This is a genomic window from Frigoribacterium sp. ME-P-080 (genome assembly GCF_030209595.1).
GTDB lineage: Bacteria > Actinomycetota > Actinomycetes > Actinomycetales > Microbacteriaceae > Frigoribacterium.
On sequence record NZ_JARVRR010000004.1, the window covers coordinates 209,911 to 225,116 of the forward strand.

Annotated in this window: 15 protein-coding genes; 4 read left to right on the forward strand and 11 right to left on the reverse strand. The window is 69.3% G+C overall.

All coding sequences use genetic code 11. The features are described from left to right. Positions 1-1,192 precede the first annotated feature (1,192 nt). Genes qcrB through ctaE form a run of 4 tightly spaced genes read right to left on the reverse strand, consistent with a single transcriptional unit; the run spans position 1,193 to position 5,437 of the window. A complete protein-coding gene (qcrB, locus tag QRN23_RS09565; protein ID WP_043595069.1) occupies positions 1,193-2,803 on the reverse strand; it encodes a cytochrome bc1 complex cytochrome b subunit in 1,611 nt (536 codons plus the stop codon). A 47-nt stretch (positions 2,804-2,850) separates the two neighbouring features. Further along, the gene (gene qcrA, locus QRN23_RS09570; RefSeq protein ID WP_043594939.1) at positions 2,851-3,918 is read right to left on the reverse strand and encodes a cytochrome bc1 complex Rieske iron-sulfur subunit; all 1,068 of its coding nucleotides are present in this window, start codon (positions 3,916-3,918) and stop codon (positions 2,851-2,853) included. Positions 3,919-3,955: 37 nt separating this feature from the next. Further along, positions 3,956-4,771 carry a cytochrome bc1 complex diheme cytochrome c subunit gene (qcrC, locus tag QRN23_RS09575; protein WP_056045057.1) on the reverse strand — a complete coding sequence of 272 codons (816 nt, stop codon included), beginning with the start codon at positions 4,769-4,771 and terminating at the stop codon, positions 3,956-3,958. A gap of 21 nt (positions 4,772-4,792) precedes the next feature. Beyond that, positions 4,793-5,437, reverse strand: coding sequence for an aa3-type cytochrome oxidase subunit III (gene ctaE, locus QRN23_RS09580; protein WP_082460212.1), 645 nt, complete (start codon positions 5,435-5,437; stop codon positions 4,793-4,795). Positions 5,438-5,543: 106 nt separating this feature from the next. Here ctaE and trpD point away from each other — a divergent pair, with 106 nt between their 5' ends. After that, positions 5,544-6,599, forward strand: a complete 1,056-nt coding sequence (gene trpD, locus QRN23_RS09585; RefSeq protein WP_123570026.1) for an anthranilate phosphoribosyltransferase — start codon at positions 5,544-5,546, stop codon at positions 6,597-6,599. Positions 6,600-6,678: 79 nt separating this feature from the next. Here the strand turns inward: trpD and glpK are convergent, their stop codons facing one another. Then, positions 6,679-8,199: a glycerol kinase GlpK gene (gene glpK / locus QRN23_RS09590; RefSeq protein WP_056045060.1), complete on the reverse strand. Its 1,521-nt coding sequence runs from the start codon at positions 8,197-8,199 to the stop codon at positions 6,679-6,681. 157 nt (positions 8,200-8,356) lie between these two features. Continuing rightward, a complete protein-coding gene (locus tag QRN23_RS09595) occupies positions 8,357-9,094 on the reverse strand; it encodes an MIP/aquaporin family protein (RefSeq protein ID WP_123517649.1) in 738 nt (245 codons plus the stop codon). A gap of 198 nt (positions 9,095-9,292) precedes the next feature. Here QRN23_RS09595 and dhaK point away from each other — a divergent pair, with 198 nt between their 5' ends. The 3 genes from dhaK to dhaM all read left to right on the forward strand — a co-directional run bounded on the left by dhaK (position 9,293) and on the right by dhaM (position 11,713). Continuing rightward, positions 9,293-10,294, forward strand: coding sequence for a dihydroxyacetone kinase subunit DhaK (dhaK, locus tag QRN23_RS09600; RefSeq protein ID WP_056045061.1), 1,002 nt, complete (start codon positions 9,293-9,295; stop codon positions 10,292-10,294). A gap of 79 nt (positions 10,295-10,373) precedes the next feature. Further along, positions 10,374-11,024, forward strand: coding sequence for a dihydroxyacetone kinase subunit DhaL (dhaL, locus tag QRN23_RS09605; protein ID WP_285063404.1), 651 nt, complete (start codon positions 10,374-10,376; stop codon positions 11,022-11,024). 2 nt (positions 11,025-11,026) lie between these two features. Further along, positions 11,027-11,713 carry a dihydroxyacetone kinase phosphoryl donor subunit DhaM gene (gene dhaM / locus QRN23_RS09610; protein ID WP_285063407.1) on the forward strand — a complete coding sequence of 229 codons (687 nt, stop codon included), beginning with the start codon at positions 11,027-11,029 and terminating at the stop codon, positions 11,711-11,713. Between the two features lie 80 nt (positions 11,714-11,793). On the opposite strand, the gene QRN23_RS09615 is transcribed toward dhaM, so the two are convergent. The 5 genes from QRN23_RS09615 to QRN23_RS09635 form a co-directional block, all read right to left on the reverse strand. After that, on the reverse strand, positions 11,794-12,558 hold the full coding sequence (locus QRN23_RS09615; protein ID WP_285063410.1) for a pyrimidine reductase family protein: 765 nt from the start codon (positions 12,556-12,558) through the stop codon (positions 11,794-11,796). Beyond that, complete coding sequence (folP, locus tag QRN23_RS09620; RefSeq protein ID WP_285063411.1) at positions 12,555-13,496, reverse strand: dihydropteroate synthase; 942 nt, start codon at positions 13,494-13,496, stop codon at positions 12,555-12,557. The genes QRN23_RS09615 and folP overlap by 4 nt, the downstream gene beginning before the upstream one ends. Continuing rightward, complete coding sequence (gene folE, locus QRN23_RS09625; protein ID WP_123570028.1) at positions 13,489-14,076, reverse strand: GTP cyclohydrolase I; 588 nt, start codon at positions 14,074-14,076, stop codon at positions 13,489-13,491. The genes folP and folE overlap by 8 nt, the downstream gene beginning before the upstream one ends. A 12-nt stretch (positions 14,077-14,088) precedes the next feature. Continuing rightward, positions 14,089-14,589: a hypothetical protein gene (locus QRN23_RS09630; RefSeq protein ID WP_200412196.1), complete on the reverse strand. Its 501-nt coding sequence runs from the start codon at positions 14,587-14,589 to the stop codon at positions 14,089-14,091. A 149-nt stretch (positions 14,590-14,738) separates the two neighbouring features. Then, positions 14,739-15,203 (reverse strand): NUDIX hydrolase, encoded by a 465-nt coding sequence (locus QRN23_RS09635; protein ID WP_233568313.1) that lies wholly within the window; start codon positions 15,201-15,203, stop codon positions 14,739-14,741. Positions 15,204-15,206 lie beyond the last annotated feature (3 nt).

A 15,206-nucleotide genomic window follows, 5' to 3' on the forward strand; every position in this document is an offset into this window, starting at 1 on the left:
CACGAGCCGCTGCCGCTGCCTACGGGCCACGGGTTGCTGCCTCTACGGGCCGCTGGCCGCTGCCTTCGGCCACTGGCCGCTGGTCGGTGCCGAGCGCGGGTGGACAAGCGCTGGTAGCCGTCGCCTTCCCGTGGCAGTGCCTGGGCCTGGCCCGGGCCTGCGCCTGTGCTGTCCACTCTGCCTCCGCATGCGTCCGTCCCGGTGGCGACAGCACCGGCGGTACCGGATTCCTTGCTCCACACGGCTGCTTTGGGTTCGGTCGCAGGGCCGGGTTTTGGTCGTCACGGTGTCCACCGGGGTCGCGGTCGCTCCTGGTGCTGGTCGACGCGCGGTCCTGAGGCGCGGGGATGCGGACAGGAGTGGGAGGTAAGCGCCATGGCCCTGAGGCTCCGGACGACGTGAGTGAGGCTGGGGGAGTGCTGCCCGAACCACGGTTGCCGTTCTCGCCGAGCCGGGTGTCGCTCTGGATCTCGTAAAGCGACCCATGCATCGTCGGCTGTCCGGGCCAGGGAGAGCCGGCTCAGGGACGTATACAGGCTTCCTCGGGGTGCCGTCCGGATGGGGAACGTGGGCCTTGTCGCTGGGGACGACAGCGCGTCTGTGGTCGATCGTGACGGACTCACGCGGTCGCCAGCTGGGGATGGTGAGCACGCCCCTCGACGGAGCTGACTTCGGTCCTCAGCGCCCGGAGCGAGTGGTGGGCGGAGCCAGAGTCATCCTGAGGGCTCGCGTGGAGTGGGCACAGGGAGCACACGAGGTCGAGAATCCGGGCGGTGATCGCCACTGCCGACCGTGACGTGCGCTCAACCGAGGGTGTGACGTCGTGGCTGAGAAGCTGGCCGCAGGCCGCGGTGATGTCCCGATCACCGTGGCCGGGATCACTGTTTCAACTCCGTGCAGGACTGGAGGAGTCATCATAGTCAGGTACCACGCAGCATCCTTCGGAGGAGGCCCGCTCGTGCGGTCGGCCGGGATGTCTCAGCCTCGACGGTTCTGAGGGAGATGCTGTCGCGGCGTCTCGACACTCGATCCGATGACGTCCAGAGGGTTGTCGCCGGAGATCCCATCTCACCCAACGGTTGGACTCGTCGGCTGCGCGAGCGTGGGCCGACTGAACTGCCGTTCGCCACCCCGGGAACGCCGAAGGCCCGGCCGCACACGATGTGCGACCGGGCCCAGGGGCTAACGAAGGTCAGTGTCCTTCGTCGTGGTGCGATGCCTCGATCTCGGAACGCTTCACCGGGGCGATGCGGTCCTCGAAGAAGAACGACGACGCTGATGCTCGGGCCCGCTGCAGAGCGGTGATCTTGCCGTTGGCGTTCGGTCGGACCATGAGGGGCTCGTACTCGTTGAAGTCGAGCAAGCGCCAGCGCTCGTACTCGTCGAGCTGCTCGTGCACCTCGATGTACTCACCACCCGGCAGGCGAACGATGCGTCCCGACTCGTAGCCGTGGAGGGCGATCTCACGGTCCTTCTTCTGAAGGGCGAGGCAGACCCGCTTCGTGACCCAGAAGGCGATGAAGGGCCCGATGATCAGGGCTGCCTGGCACGCGTGGATGACGTAGTTCAACGACAGGTGGAAGTGCGTCGCCATGATGTCGGAGCTCGCCGCTGCCCAGAGGCTGGCGTAGAACACGATGCCGGCGGCGCCGATCGCGGTGCGCGTCGGAGCGTTGCGAGGCCGGTCGAGGATGTGGTGCTCGCGCTTGTCGCCGGTCACCCAGGCCTCGAAGAACGGGTACAGCAGGACGACGACGATGAAGAGACCCAGGACCGTGATCGGCACGAGGATGTTCATGGAGACCGTGTAACCGAAGGCGACGAACTCCCAGCCCGGAGGAACGAGTCGGAGGGCGCCGTCGGCGAAACCGATGTACCAGTCGGGTTGCGTACCTGCCGACACGGGGGAGGGGTCGTACGGGCCGTAGTTCCAGATGGGGTTGATCGTGAACAGCGAGGCGATCAACACGATGACGCCGAAGACGATGAAGAAGAATCCACCGGCCTTCGCCGCGAACACGGGCATGACGGGCACGCCCACGACGTTCTGGTTCGTCTTGCCGGGGCCGGCGAACTGCGTGTGCTTGTTGATGATGAGCAACAGCAGGTGCACGCCCAGGAGGGCGATCAACAGTGCGGGGAGCAGCATGATGTGCAGCGAGTAGAACCGGCCGACCATGTCGGTACCCGGGAACTCTCCACCGAACACGAGGTACGAGATCCAGACGCCGATCACGGGGATGCCCTTGATCATGCCGTCGATGATGCGGGCACCGTTGCCGGAGAGGAGGTCGTCGGGAAGCGAGTACCCGGTGAAGCCCTCGGCCATCGCGAGGATCCAGAGCGTGAAGCCCACGACCCAGTTGATCTCGCGGGGCTTGCGGAACGCGCCGGTGAAGTAGACGCGCAGCATGTGCAGCATGATCGCGGCCACGAACAGCAGTGCGGCCCAGTGGTGGATCTGGCGGAACAGGAGGCCGCCACGGATGTCGAACGAGATGTCGAGCGTCGAGGCCATGGCCGCCGACATGTTGAGGCCCTTGAGCGGAACGTACGAACCGTTGTAGTTGACCTCAGCCATCGAGGGCTGGAAGAAGAACGTGAGGAACGTGCCCGAGAGCAGGATCACGACGAACGAGTAGAGAGCGACCTCGCCCAACATGAACGACCAGTGGTCAGGGAAGATCTTTCGACCCACCTCTTTGACCAAGCCGGACATGCTCGTGCGCTCGTCGATGTAGTTGGCCGTCGCGCCGAGGAATTTGTTCGTCTTCGTCGGTGCGAAGGCAGGGGCCTTGCCGATGTTCTCGGACGTGGCCGGTTCGGCACCGTGTGCCGGGGTGGTGGTGATCACTTTTCGCGCTCCCAGAAGCTCGGGCCCACAGGTTCGTGGAAGTCGCTCTGCGCGACGAGGTACCCGTCGGCGTCGACAGTGATGGGCAGCTGCGGCAGGGGGCGCTTGGCGGGCCCGAAGATGACTTCGCAGTTGTTCGTCACGTCGAACGTGGACTGGTGGCAGGGGCAGAGCAGGTGGTGTGTCTGCTGTTCGTAGAGGGCCACGGGGCACCCGACGTGCGTGCAGATCTTCGAGTAGGCGACGATTCCGTCGTACTGCCAGTCTTCGCGTCCCTCGGCCGGGTTGAGGTCTTCCGGCTTCAGGCGCATGAGAAGGACGGCCGCTTTGGCTTTCTCTTCGAGCAGGTGTTCTGATTCGTTGAGGTTCTCGGGGATGACGTGGAACACGGAACCGAGGGTGACGTCCGACGCCTTGATGCGGGTCCCGGAGGGGTCGGCGGCGAGGTGCATGCCTTCTTCCCACAAGGTGTGGCGGAGGACCGCGTTGGGGTCTTCCGCAGGTGCGAGGTCGCGGAACAGCACCACGGCGGGGAGGGGCGTCGCGACGAGAGCGCCGATCAGGCTGTTGCGGATCAGCGAACGACGACCGAAGCCGCTCTCGTGGTTGCCCAGTGCGAAGACCTCGACGGCCTTCTCACGCGTCGGCTCGGAGCCACGCGTGTCGTGGCGCATCTCGGTGATCTCTCGCGCCGGCATGAGGGTCTTGGACCAGTGCACCGCACCGATTCCGACGGACAACAGACCGAGGGCGATCCCGAGGCCCAGGAACAGGTTGTTCAGGCGGACCGAGCCGGAGTCACCTGACGTGATCGGGAAGGCCACGTACGCGCCGATGGCCGCGATGCTGCCGACGATCGACAGGAAGAAGAACAGGCTGACCTGACGCTCCGCACGCTTCTCGACCTTGGGGTCGATGTCGGTGACGCGGTCGCGGTGGGGCGGTTCACCCGGGTTCTGGAACACGTCGGACGTCACGACCGCCGTGCCGGCCGAGACCTGTCGAGGCTCGCGCTTCTCGACAGCCGAGCCCGCCGTGGGGGCCTCGTCGTCGTGCTCTGCCATTGATTCTGCCTTTCGTGAAGTACGGAGAGAACGCGGGTCAGTTCGACCGGGCGGTCAGCCAGATGGTGATCGCGACGATCGCACCGAGCCCGAAGATCCAGATGAAGAGACCTTCGGCGACGGGGCCGAGGCTCCCGAGCTCGAATCCACCCGGCGACGGGTTGTTCTCGACGTACTTGAGGTACGTGATGATGTCGGCCTTGTCTTGGGGCGACAGGTTGAGGTCGTTGAAGACCGGCATGTTCTGCGGGCCCGTCTGCATGGCCTCGTAGATGTGGTGGGCGGTGACGCCGTCGAGTGCGGGGGCGAACTTGCCCTGGGTGAGCGCGCCACCCGCACCGGCCACGTTGTGGCACATGGCGCAGTTGATGCGGAACAGCTCGGCGCCGTTGGTCGTGTCGCCGTCGGCCTGGAGCAGCGACTCGTCGGGGATGGCCGGACCCGGGGCGAGGGAGGCGACGTAGGCGGCCATGGCGGCGACCTGCTCGTCGGAGAACTGCGTGGGCTTCTGTTCGGCCTGGGGACCGTTCACGGCCATGGGCATGCGACCGGTGCCGACCTGGAAGTCGACCGAGGCCGCCCCGACGCCGATCAGGCTGGGACCGCTGTCGGTGCCGGCGGCGCTCAGACCGTGGCAGGTCGCACAGTTCGAGGCGAAGAGCTTCTGACCCTCGTCGATGCTCTGCTGCGACGTGGCGGTGGCGCTGCTCTCGTCTGCCGAGGCGGTCGAGGAGAAGAGCGCGTAGGCACCGCCCGTGGTGAGCAGACCGACGAGCAGGAGGGAGGCGGTGGCGACGGGGCCGCGACGGCCGGCCTTCTTGGTGCGTCGGGAGGACGAGGTTCTGGAGAACATGCTGTGCAGACGATCCAATGCCTATTTGAGGAGGTAGATGACGATGAAGAGGCCGATCCAGACGACGTCGACGAAGTGCCAGTAGTACGACACGACGATGGCCGTCGTGGCCTCTTTGTGCCCGAAGTTCTTGACTGCGTAGGCACGACCGATGGTGAGCAGGAAGGCGATGAGGCCACCGATGACATGCGCGCCGTGGAAGCCGGTCGTCATGTAGAACGCCGAGCCGTAGGCGCTCGAGCTGAGGGTGACGTGCTCGGAGATCAGCGTCGCGTACTCGAACACCTGGCCGCAGACGAAGACCGCGCCCATGGCGTAGGTGAGGAAGAACCACTCGACCATGCCCCAGCGGCCGACCTGGAACAGGCGGCCGGTACGGTGCGGCTGCATGCGCTCGGCCGCGAACACGCCGAACTGGCAGGCGACCGAGGACAGCACCAGGGTGATGGTGTTGGTCAGCGCGAACGGCACGTTGTGCAGCGCCGTCTGGTCGGCCCACAGGCCCGGAGACGTCGAGCGGAGCGTGAAGTAGATCGCGAAGAGGCCGGCGAAGAACATGACCTCGCTGCCGAGCCACACGATGGTGCCCACGGCAACCGTGCTGGGTCGATTGACGACGGGGCCGCCAGAAGGTCTCGAGAGAGAGGTACTTGTCACGAGGTCCATTATGCCTGGTAAGTCGCTTTGGGTTTGCGCTCGAAACCCCGGGTCGGGAATTTCCCTTGACGCCGAGACATCGGAGCCGCCCGTGCTCCGCCGGTAGCCTGGGCGCATGACCTCCGAGCTCACCTGGCCCCTGATCATCGACGCGCTCCTCGTCGGTCGCGACCTCTCGATCAGCGAGGCGACGTGGTCGATGGAGCAGGTCATGACCGGCGACGTCACCCCGGCCCAGCTCGGGGCGTTCCTCGTGGCCCTGCGGGCCAAGGGGGAGACGGTGGACGAGATCGTGGGATTCCGCGACGCCGTCCTCGCCCACGCCGTGGCCCTGCCGGTCGACAGCATGGCCGTCGACATCGTCGGCACGGGCGGAGACCGTTTCGGGACGGTCAACGTCTCGACCATGGCCTCCGTCGTCGTGGCGGCCACCGGCGTGCCCGTCATCAAGCACGGCAACCGGGCGGCGAGTTCGTCGTCCGGTTCCTCGGACGTCCTGTCGGCCCTCGGCATCGACCTGACCATCGGCGCCGACCGTGTGGCCGAGGTCCTGCGCGAAGCCGGGCTGACCTTCGCCTTCGCGGCCGCCTTCCACCCGGGCTTCGGCAACGCCGCCGCCGTGCGGCGTGAGATCGGCGTCCCGACGGTCTTCAACTTCCTGGGGCCCCTCGTGAACCCGGCACGACCCGAGGCGAGTGCGGTCGGCGTCGCGTCGCTCGACAAGGTGCCGCTGATCGTGGGCGTGTTCCAGACCCGGGGCGCCACGGCGCTCGTGTTCCGCGGCGACGACGGCCTCGACGAGTTGACCACCACCGGTCACAGCCACATCTGGGAGGTCACCGGAGGCTCGGTGACCGAGCACGACCTCGACCCGCTCGAGTTGGGCATCCCGCGGGCGCGCATCTCCGACCTCGTCGGCGGCGACGCGGCGTACAACGCGGCCGTCGCCCGCGAGGTGCTGGCGGGGGAGCGCGGCCCCGTCCGCGACATCGTGCTGCTCAACGCGGCGGCCGGACTGGTCTCGTACGGGCTGGCCGCGGACCCGGGCCAGCGCGAACGGCCGCTCCTCGCCCGCTTCCGGGAGCAGCTGGACGTCGCGGCCCGCGCCGTCGACTCGGGGGCGGCGATCGCGAAACTGGACCAGTGGGTGGCGGCGACCCGCGCCTCCTGAGACGAACCGTGCCTCCTCGTCCTCGGGCGGGCGGACGACGAAGGGCCCGTCCGATCGGACGGGCCCTTCGCGCGGAGGATCAGTTGACGTCGTCGTCGACCCAGTCGAAGGTCTTCGTGACGGCCTTCTTCCAGAGACGCAGCGTGCGGTCACGCTCGTCGGCGTCGATGTTCGGCGTCCAGCGCTTGTCCTCCTGCCAGTTGGCACGGAGGTCGTCGAGGGTCTCCCAGAAGCCGACCGCGAGACCGGCCGCGTAGGCCGCTCCGAGCGCGGTGGTCTCGGCGACCACGGGACGGACGACCGGGACGTCGAGGATGTCGGCCTGGAACTGCATGAGCGCGTCGTTGGCGGTCATGCCACCGTCGACCTTGAGCTCGGTCAGGTCGACACCGGAGTCGGCGTTGACCGCGTCGAGCACCTCGCGGGTCTGGAACGCGGTCGCCTCGAGGGCGGCGCGGGCGATGTGGCCCTTGTTGACGTAGCGGGTGAGGCCGACGAGGGCGCCACGCGCGTCGGACCGCCAGTAGGGCGCGAACAGACCCGAGAAGGCGGGCACGAAGTACACTCCGCCGTTGTCCTCGACGGTCTTGGCGAGCTCCTCGACCTCGGGGGCGGAGCCGATCATGCCCAGGTTGTCGCGCAGCCACTGGATCAGCGAACCCGTGACCGCGATGGACCCCTCGAGGGCGTAGTGGGGTGCGGCGTCGCCGAGCTTGTAACCGAGCGTCGTGAGCAACCCGTTCTTCGAGTGGACGATCTCTTCGCCCGTGTTGAAGATCAGGAAGTTGCCGGTACCGTACGTGTTCTTCGACTCGCCCTGGTCGAAGGCGGCCTGGCCGAAGGTGGCGGCCTGCTGGTCGCCGAGGATGCCGGCGATGGGCACCTCGCGCAGCAGGCTCGAGGCCTCGACCGTGCCGTAGACCTCGGACGAGCTCTTGATCTCGGGGAGCATCGACCTCGGCACGTCGAAGGCCTCGAGGATGTCGTCGCGCCACTCGAGTGTCTCGAGGTCCATGAAGAGGGTGCGCGAGGCGTTCGTCACGTCGGTGACGTGGACGCCGCCGTCGGTGCCGCCGGTGAGGTTCCAGAGGACCCAGGTGTCGGTCGTGCCGAAGAGCAGGTCGCCCGCCTCGGCCTTCTCGCGGGCGCCCTCGACGTTCTCGAGGATCCAGACGACCTTCGTGCCCGAGAAGTAGGTCGCGAGCGGCAGGCCGACGATCGGCTTGAAGCGCTCGACGCCACCGTCGGCGGCCAGGCGGTCGACGATGGACTGCGTGCGGGTGTCCTGCCAGACGATGGCGTTGTAGACGGCCTTGCCGGTGGTCTTGTCCCAGACCACGGCGGTCTCGCGCTGGTTGGTGATGCCGACGGCCTTGATGTTGTGGCGCGTGATGTCGGCCCGGGAAAGGGCCTGACCGATGACCTCGCGGGTGTTCTCCCAGATCTCGGCGGGGTCGTGCTCGACCCAGCCGGCACGGGGGAAGATCTGCTCGTGCTCTTTCTGGCCGGTGGCCACGATCGAGCCCGAGTGGTCGAAGATGATGGCGCGGGTGCTGGTCGTTCCCTGGTCGATGGCCAGGATGTAGTCGGTGTCGCTCACGGGTGGAACTCCTTCGTCGTTGATGGATGCGGCTCGCACGGAGGCCCGGGTCGGTCCAATGGAGCGGACGGGCCCGAGCCTCTGCGGGGAGCGGGTGGATCGATGGGCGTCGGACGGCGCGGGGGAGCCGGCCTCGGCCGATCAGCGGATCGCCGGGTCAGGCGGCCAGGGGGAGGAGCGGGAAGGACAGCAGTGCCGCGAGGGCGCCGCCGACGAGGGGGCCGACGACCGGCACCCAGGCGTAGGACCAGTCGCTGCCGCCCTTGCCCTTGATGGGCAGGAAGGCGTGGGCGATGCGCGGGCCGAGGTCGCGGGCCGGGTTGATGGCGTAGCCCGTGGGACCACCGAGCGAGGCGCCGATGCCGACCACGAGGAGTGCGACGGCCAGGCCGCCGAGCGGGCCGAGGTTCGCGGCGTTCGGGGAGGCGCCGTTGGTGATGGCGATGATCGTGAAGACCAGCACGAAGGTGCCGATGATCTCGGTGACGAGGTTCCAGCCGTAGTTGCGGATGGCCGGGCCGGTCGAGAACACGCCGAGCTTGGTGGCCGGGTCGGGCTCCTCGTCGAAGTGCTGCTTGTAGGCCAGCCAGACGACGACCGCACCGATGATCGCACCGACCATCTGCGCCGCGACGTAGACGAGGAATGCGGCGAACGTGATGTTGCCGAGGATCAGCTGGGCGATGCTGACGGCCGGGTTGAGGTGCGCCCCGGACGAGTACGAGGCCAGGATGCCGACGAAGACCGCGAGGCCCCAGCCGAAGTTGACCATGAGCGTGCCGCCGTTGAAGCCCTTCGTCTTCGTGAGGGCGACGTTGGCGACGACTCCGCCACCGAGGGTGAGCAGCAATGCGGTGCCCACCGTTTCTGAAAGAAAAATCAATCCCAGGTTCACGTCGACCTTCCTTGTCGTACGGCGGGGCGACAGTGCACCCGCGGTGAGCGTGTGTCAACACCTTAGTGCGGTGATCACACGTGATGAGAAGGAAAGATCCGGTGATTGCACATATGTGCATCAGGGGGTGCCGGGAGTAGGTTGAGCGGCAGCCTGGTGCACCAGAGCACCGTTCCCGGCGCCGAGAAAGGGACTTCGATGAAGAAGCTCATCAACGATCCGTCCGACGTCGTCGCCGAGGCCGTGGCCGGCTTCGGCGCGGCTCATGCGGACCTCGTGGTCGTCTCGCACGACCCGACGTTCGTCCGCCGATCGGCGGCTCCCGTGGCCGGCAAGGTCGCGATCGTGAGCGGCGGCGGCAGCGGTCACGAACCGTTGCACGCGGGGTTCGTCGGCTTCGGCATGCTCTCGGCCGCCGTGCCGGGTCCGATGTTCACGTCGCCCACGCCCGATCCGATCGTCGCCGCCACGCAGGCGGTGGACGCCGGAGCGGGCGTCCTCTACATCGTCAAGAACTACACGGGCGACGTCCTCAACTTCGAGACGGCTGCCGACCTCGTGGAGGCCGAGGGCATCCAGGTGCGCTCGGTGGTGGTCGACGACGACGTCGCGGTCAAGGACTCCCTCTACACCGCCGGTCGCCGAGGCGTCGCCGGCACGGTCGTGGTCGAGAAGACCGCCGGTGCCGCGGCCGAGCGGGGCGATTCGCTCGACGCCGTCGCCGAGGTGGCTCGACGCACGAACGCGGCGACCAGGTCGATGGGCGTCGCCCTCACGGCGGGCACCGTCCCCCATGCCGGTGAGCCGAGCTTCACGCTGGCCGACGACGAGGTCGAGATCGGGATCGGCATCCACGGCGAACCGGGGCGGGAGCGCATCCCGCTCGAACCGGTCGACGCCATCGTCGACCGGTTGCTCGACGCCGTCACCGACGATCTGGGACTCGCCTCTGGCGAACGGGTGCTGCTCTTCGTCAACGGCATGGGCGGTACGCCGCTCGTCGAGCTCTACATCGCCTACCGTCGTGCGGCCGAGGCCCTCGAAGCGCGAGGCGTCGAGGTGTACCGCAGCCTCGTCGGCTCGTACGTCACGTCGCTCGAGATGCAGGGCATGTCGATCACGGTGACCCGCCTCGACGACGAGCTGGCCGAGCTCTGGGACGCCCCGGTCGAGACCGCGGCCCTGCGCCGGGGCCGGTAGGCGTCCGCGTGGATGCCGAGAGCAGGGCACGCCGCGCCGCATCACCGAACCACCGCACGATGAGAGGAACGACCACCGCATGACACTCGACGCCACCTGGACCCGGGCCTGGATCGACCGGACGGCCGACGTCGTCGCCGCCCACCACACGGCCCTCAGTGAACTCGACCGCCAGATCGGCGACGGCGACCACGGCGAGAACCTGTCCCGCGGCTTCACCGCCGTGCGCGCCCGGCTCGCCGACCTCCCCGCCGACGCGACGCCCGGAGCAGCCCTCAAACTCGTCGCCACGACGCTCATCTCGACGGTCGGCGGCGCGTCGGGCCCCCTGCTGGGCACGGCGTACCTGAAAGGGTCGGCGGCCCTGGGCGACGCCACGGAGCTGGACGCGGAGGTTCTGGTCGCCTTCCTGACGGCGGCCCGCGACGGTGTCGTGCTGCGGGGCAAGGCCGAGGTCGGCGACAAGACCATGATCGACGCGTGGACCCCGGCCGTCGACGCAGCAGCCGCCGCAGCTGCGGACGGTGCCTCGCCCGCAGGCGTCCTCCGTGCCGCAGCGGACGCCGCGGCGACCGGTGCCGCCTCGACCGAACCCCTCGTCGCCCGCAAGGGCCGAGCCAGCTACCTCGGCGAGCGTGCCGTGGGTCATCGCGATCCCGGCGCGCAGTCGTCATCCCTCATCATCGCCGCCGCGGCCGACGCCGCGGACGGCTCGAGCAAGGAGTCCTGAGCATGCCCACCATCGGAATCGTCGTCGTCTCGCACAGTGTCAAGATCGCCGAGGGCGTGGTCGACCTCGCTCGCCAGATGGCCCCCACGACCACCCTCGTGGCCGCCGGAGGGACGGACGACGGGTCCATCGGCACCAGCTTCGACAAGATCTCCGCCGCCCTGGCCGAGGCCGGGCGGGACGGCGGTGCGGTCGTGCTCTGCGACCTCGGTTCCGCCATCCTGACGAGCGAGACGGCCGTCGACTTCCTCGACGACGCCGACAAGCGGCGGGTGCTCATCGCCGACGCGCCACTGGTCGAGGGAACGGTCGCCGCGGCCGTCTCCGCCGAGACCGGGGGAGACCTCGAGGCCGTGGCGGCGGCCGCTCGGACGGCCACCGGAGTCGCCGACGCGCACGCCGACGAGCGCGACCTCCGAGGTGGCGACGCCGTCGAGCGCTCGGCCGTCCTCGTCAACGCGTCGGGGCTGCACGCCCGTCCTGCCGCCGATCTCGTCACGCACGCGTCGCGGTTCCAGGCCGACGTCACGGTGAACGGTGTCGACGCCAAGAGCCTGCTCCGCATCATGGGGTTGAACGTGGGCGTCGGTTCGACGGTGGCCGTCATGGCGACCGGTCCCGACGCCGCGGCCGCCGTGGACGACCTCATCGCCTTGATCGAAGGCGGTTTCGGCGAGAAGGCGAGCTGATCGCCCGCGGAGCCCGCGCCTCCTGACCTCGCGTCGCGCGGCCGCGACCCAGCGCCGTCGCGACCCAGCGCCGTCGCGACCTAGCGCCGTCGCGACCATTTCGTGAGGAGCATGTCGCCCGACACCAGGACGTGGTCGAGGGCGAGGCCGCGCAGGGCCATCTCGTCGCGGGCCGCGACGATGCGCGGGCCGGCTCCGCCCTCGAGGTTGGGCGACACGGTGAGGCACAGCTCGTCGACGACGTCGGCGGCGACGAGGTCGCCGAGCAACGCCGGGCCTCCTTCGGTGTGGATCTGGGGAAGCCCTCGCTCGACCAGGACCCGGACGAGGAGGCGCGGGTCCACCCGGTCGCGACCGCACGACACGACGTCGGCGACCTCGTCGAGTCGGGCCCGAGCCGCGTGAGGTGCCGCGTCGTGGGTGAGCACCAAGGGGCGGACCGGGGCGTCCGCGAACACGCCGCTCGCCGGGTCGAGGCCGAGTCCGCTCGAGACCACGGCGAAGACGGGATGGTCGGACAGGCCCGCGGCTCGACGCCAGGCGACGGCCTCGTCGTCGAGTCGCATCGGGCCGTAGCCCTCGTCGCGGACCGTGCCCGCCCCGACCACGACCACGTCGCAGAGTCGGCGCAGCAGATCGAAGACGAGCAGGTCGGCCGGCCCGCCCAGGTCGCGCGTCCTGCCGGCCGCCGTCGCCGATCCGTCGACGCTGGCGACGAAGTTCGCCCGCACGGACGGCGTCGTCCGGTCGTGGGGCCGGTGGAGCTCGACGAGGTCGTCGATCGTCAGTGCGCCGCGGCCGACCGGGGGAGCGGGGTGCAGCTGCACGAGGGTGGTCAGGGTCACAGGGCGTCCTCGTCGAGGTTGTGGCGCTCGACGAGGGGGTCCCGCCAGCCGAGGATCGCCTCGATCATCCGGACGGCGTCGACGCTGGCCCGGACGTCGTGCATGCGGACGATGCGTGCGCCCTGCAGCACGCTCACCGTGGCCGCCGCGAGCGAGCCCGCCAGGCGGTCGGGCTTGTCGCGACCGAGCGACTCGCCGACGAAGTCCTTGTTGGACACCGCGGCGAGCGTCGGGTGACCCAGGGCCGCCACCTCGGACAGGCGCCGGGTGAGTTCGAGCGAGTGCCGGGTCGTCTTGTTCAGGTCGTGCCCCGGATCGACGACGAGTCTCTCGTCGGGCACGCCGTGGGCACGGGCGACGTCGACCCGTCGTGCGAGGAACTCGACGACCTCGGCCACGACGTCGCCGTAGTGCGGACGGGGGTGCGGACGCCGTGGTGCCGCCAGGCTGTGGGTGACGACGAGCGTGGCCTCGCTGTCGGCGACCACGTCGGCCAGGCGCGGATCGTGGAGCCCCGTGGTGTCGTTGACGACGTGCGCCCCGGCGCCGATGACGCGTTCGGCGACCTCGGGGCGGAAGGTGTCGACCGAGATGACGACGTCGGACCGGCTCGCGAGCGCCTCGACCACGGGCAGCACCCGGTCGAGTTCGACGGAGGCGGACAGCTCGGGCCCGGGCGCGAAGGGGACGCCCCCGATGTCGACCCAGTCGGCGCCCGCCTCGGCCGCGTCCACGGCGGCCTGCACGGCACGGTCGAGGGCGAAGGTCGCGCCACGGTCGAAGAACGAGTCGGGCGTGCGGTTGACGATCGCCATGACGGCGACCTGGTGCGAGAAGTCGAAGGTCCGCGACCCGATGCGACGGCGGGGGACGAGGAGGGGCGGCACGGCGAATCCGGCGGGGTCGGCCGCGGGGGAGGGAGCGGCCGCCTCAGCCACGGGAGGTGCCGATCAGGGCGACCGCCTCGGCCCGCGCCGACGGCGTGGACAGGACGCCCCGGCTCGCGAGCGTCACCGTCGTGCTGCCCGTCTGACGGGGGCCCCGGGTCGTGACGCATCCGTGCGAGGCGTCGAGCACCACGAGGACGCCGTCGGGGCGGGCGCCGGTCTCCACGGCCTCGGCGATCTCCTCGCCGAGCCGCTCCTGGAGCTGGGGGCGCGAGGCGACCGCGTCGACCACGCGGGGGAGCGCACCCAAGCCGACGATCGTCTCGCCCGGGACGTAGGCCACGTGAGCGACGCCGACGAAGGGCAGCAGGTGGTGCTCGCACACCGACCGGAACGAGATGTCGCGAACGATCACGACCTCGCCCAGCTGGTGCGCTTCGGCCGGGACGGTGGCCTGGCGGACGAGTTCGGCCGCGTCGACCGTGAGCCCCGAGAAGAACTCGGCGTAGGCGTCGGCCACGCGTCGGGGGGTCGACTCGAGCCCGGGCCGGTCGACGTCCTCGCCGATCGCGGCGAGCAGTTCGAGCACGGCGGCCTCGATGCGGGGCCCGTCGATCGGCGGAGGAGTCATCGCACCATCCTCTCAGGCGGAGGGGCCGACCGCGCCGTCCGTGCTGCTCCCGAGGTCGACGGCGGTCTCGCGGGGGAGCGCCTCGTGATGGCGCCGTCCGTGGCTGCGCCGCGCCTCCTTCATCTCGGCCTCGAAGAGGTGCTTCTTGCCGTCCGCCAAGGAATCACGTACGTTCTTCTCATGGTCGCGGAACGCGGCGTAGTAGCCGTCGTCGTAGTCCTCGACGAGTTGGTACGTCCAGCGTCCCTCGACGACGTTGCGACCGACGAGGTCCCGGTCCAGCAGGTCGGCCATCTCGTCGTGCCCGGCTCGGCGCAGGGACTCGACGGCATCGCCGAGGGCGAGGTCGGCCTTGCCGGTCAGTCGGTGGAATCCGTAGAGGAATCCACGGGCCTGCTCGACGATCTCGAGCGCGGCGGAGAGCTCGCCGAGCGCCGCGACGGTGTCGTCGTCGAGCCCGTGGGGTCGGCGATGCGCGTCGTCGGGCGGTGTGGGGGTCGTGTCGGTCGTCATGCGACCAGGAAACTCCGAGGAGGCGCGGCGTGCGTCAGCGGGGAGCGCTTCTGCCGCCCCTCTCGACGTTACTTGACATAATGTGCATTATCAGTCACGCGGTAGTGACGCCGGAAGGGGTGCACGGTGGCTCGGGTGGCGCCCCGCCCTCACGCCCCGGACGACTCGGCCAGCACCCGACGCAGCAGCTCGGCCAGGTCGCCGGGTTCGACCGGCTCGTCGGTGGTCGCCAGCTCGTCGAGGGCGAACCAGCGCGACTCGACGATGTCGACGCGCTCGTCGTCGGTCCAGTCGTCGTCGACGACCTCGAAGTGCGGCAGGCGGACGACGTAGAACTCGGCGTGACCGTGCGTGTGGTCGGCGTCGTCCCAGGACACCTCGAAGTCGTCCACACGCACGACGTCACCGACCTCGGTGACCACCTGGCCGGTCTCTTCGTGCAACTCGCGGATCGCCGCCTCGACATGGGTCTCGCCCGGGTCGACCCCGCCACCCGGCGTGATCCAGCGAGCGGAGCGACTCGTGTCGGGCGCCACCGTCTTCATCAGCAGCACGCGGTCGTCGTCGTCGAGGACGAGGAGGCGCGAGGTCGGTCGGACGATGCGCTCGGTCACGAA

What these genes read in the sequence shown, in the direction of transcription:
- qcrA (WP_043594939.1), bottom strand. Translation starts at nt 3,918, where the DNA reads ATGGCAGAGCACGACGACGAGGCCCCCACGGCGGGCTCGGCTGTCGAG.
- qcrC (WP_056045057.1), bottom strand. Translation starts at nt 4,771, where the DNA reads ATGTTCTCCAGAACCTCGTCCTCCCGACGCACCAAGAAGGCCGGCCGT.
- ctaE (WP_082460212.1), bottom strand. Translation starts at nt 5,437, where the DNA reads ATGGACCTCGTGACAAGTACCTCTCTCTCGAGACCTTCTGGCGGCCCC.
- trpD (WP_123570026.1), top strand. Translation starts at nt 5,544, where the DNA reads ATGACCTCCGAGCTCACCTGGCCCCTGATCATCGACGCGCTCCTCGTC.
- dhaK (WP_056045061.1), top strand. Translation starts at nt 9,293, where the DNA reads ATGAAGAAGCTCATCAACGATCCGTCCGACGTCGTCGCCGAGGCCGTG.
- dhaL (WP_285063404.1), top strand. Translation starts at nt 10,374, where the DNA reads ATGACACTCGACGCCACCTGGACCCGGGCCTGGATCGACCGGACGGCC.
- dhaM (WP_285063407.1), top strand. Translation starts at nt 11,027, where the DNA reads ATGCCCACCATCGGAATCGTCGTCGTCTCGCACAGTGTCAAGATCGCC.
- folE (WP_123570028.1), bottom strand. Translation starts at nt 14,076, where the DNA reads ATGACTCCTCCGCCGATCGACGGGCCCCGCATCGAGGCCGCCGTGCTC.
- QRN23_RS09630 (WP_200412196.1), bottom strand. Translation starts at nt 14,589, where the DNA reads ATGACGACCGACACGACCCCCACACCGCCCGACGACGCGCATCGCCGA.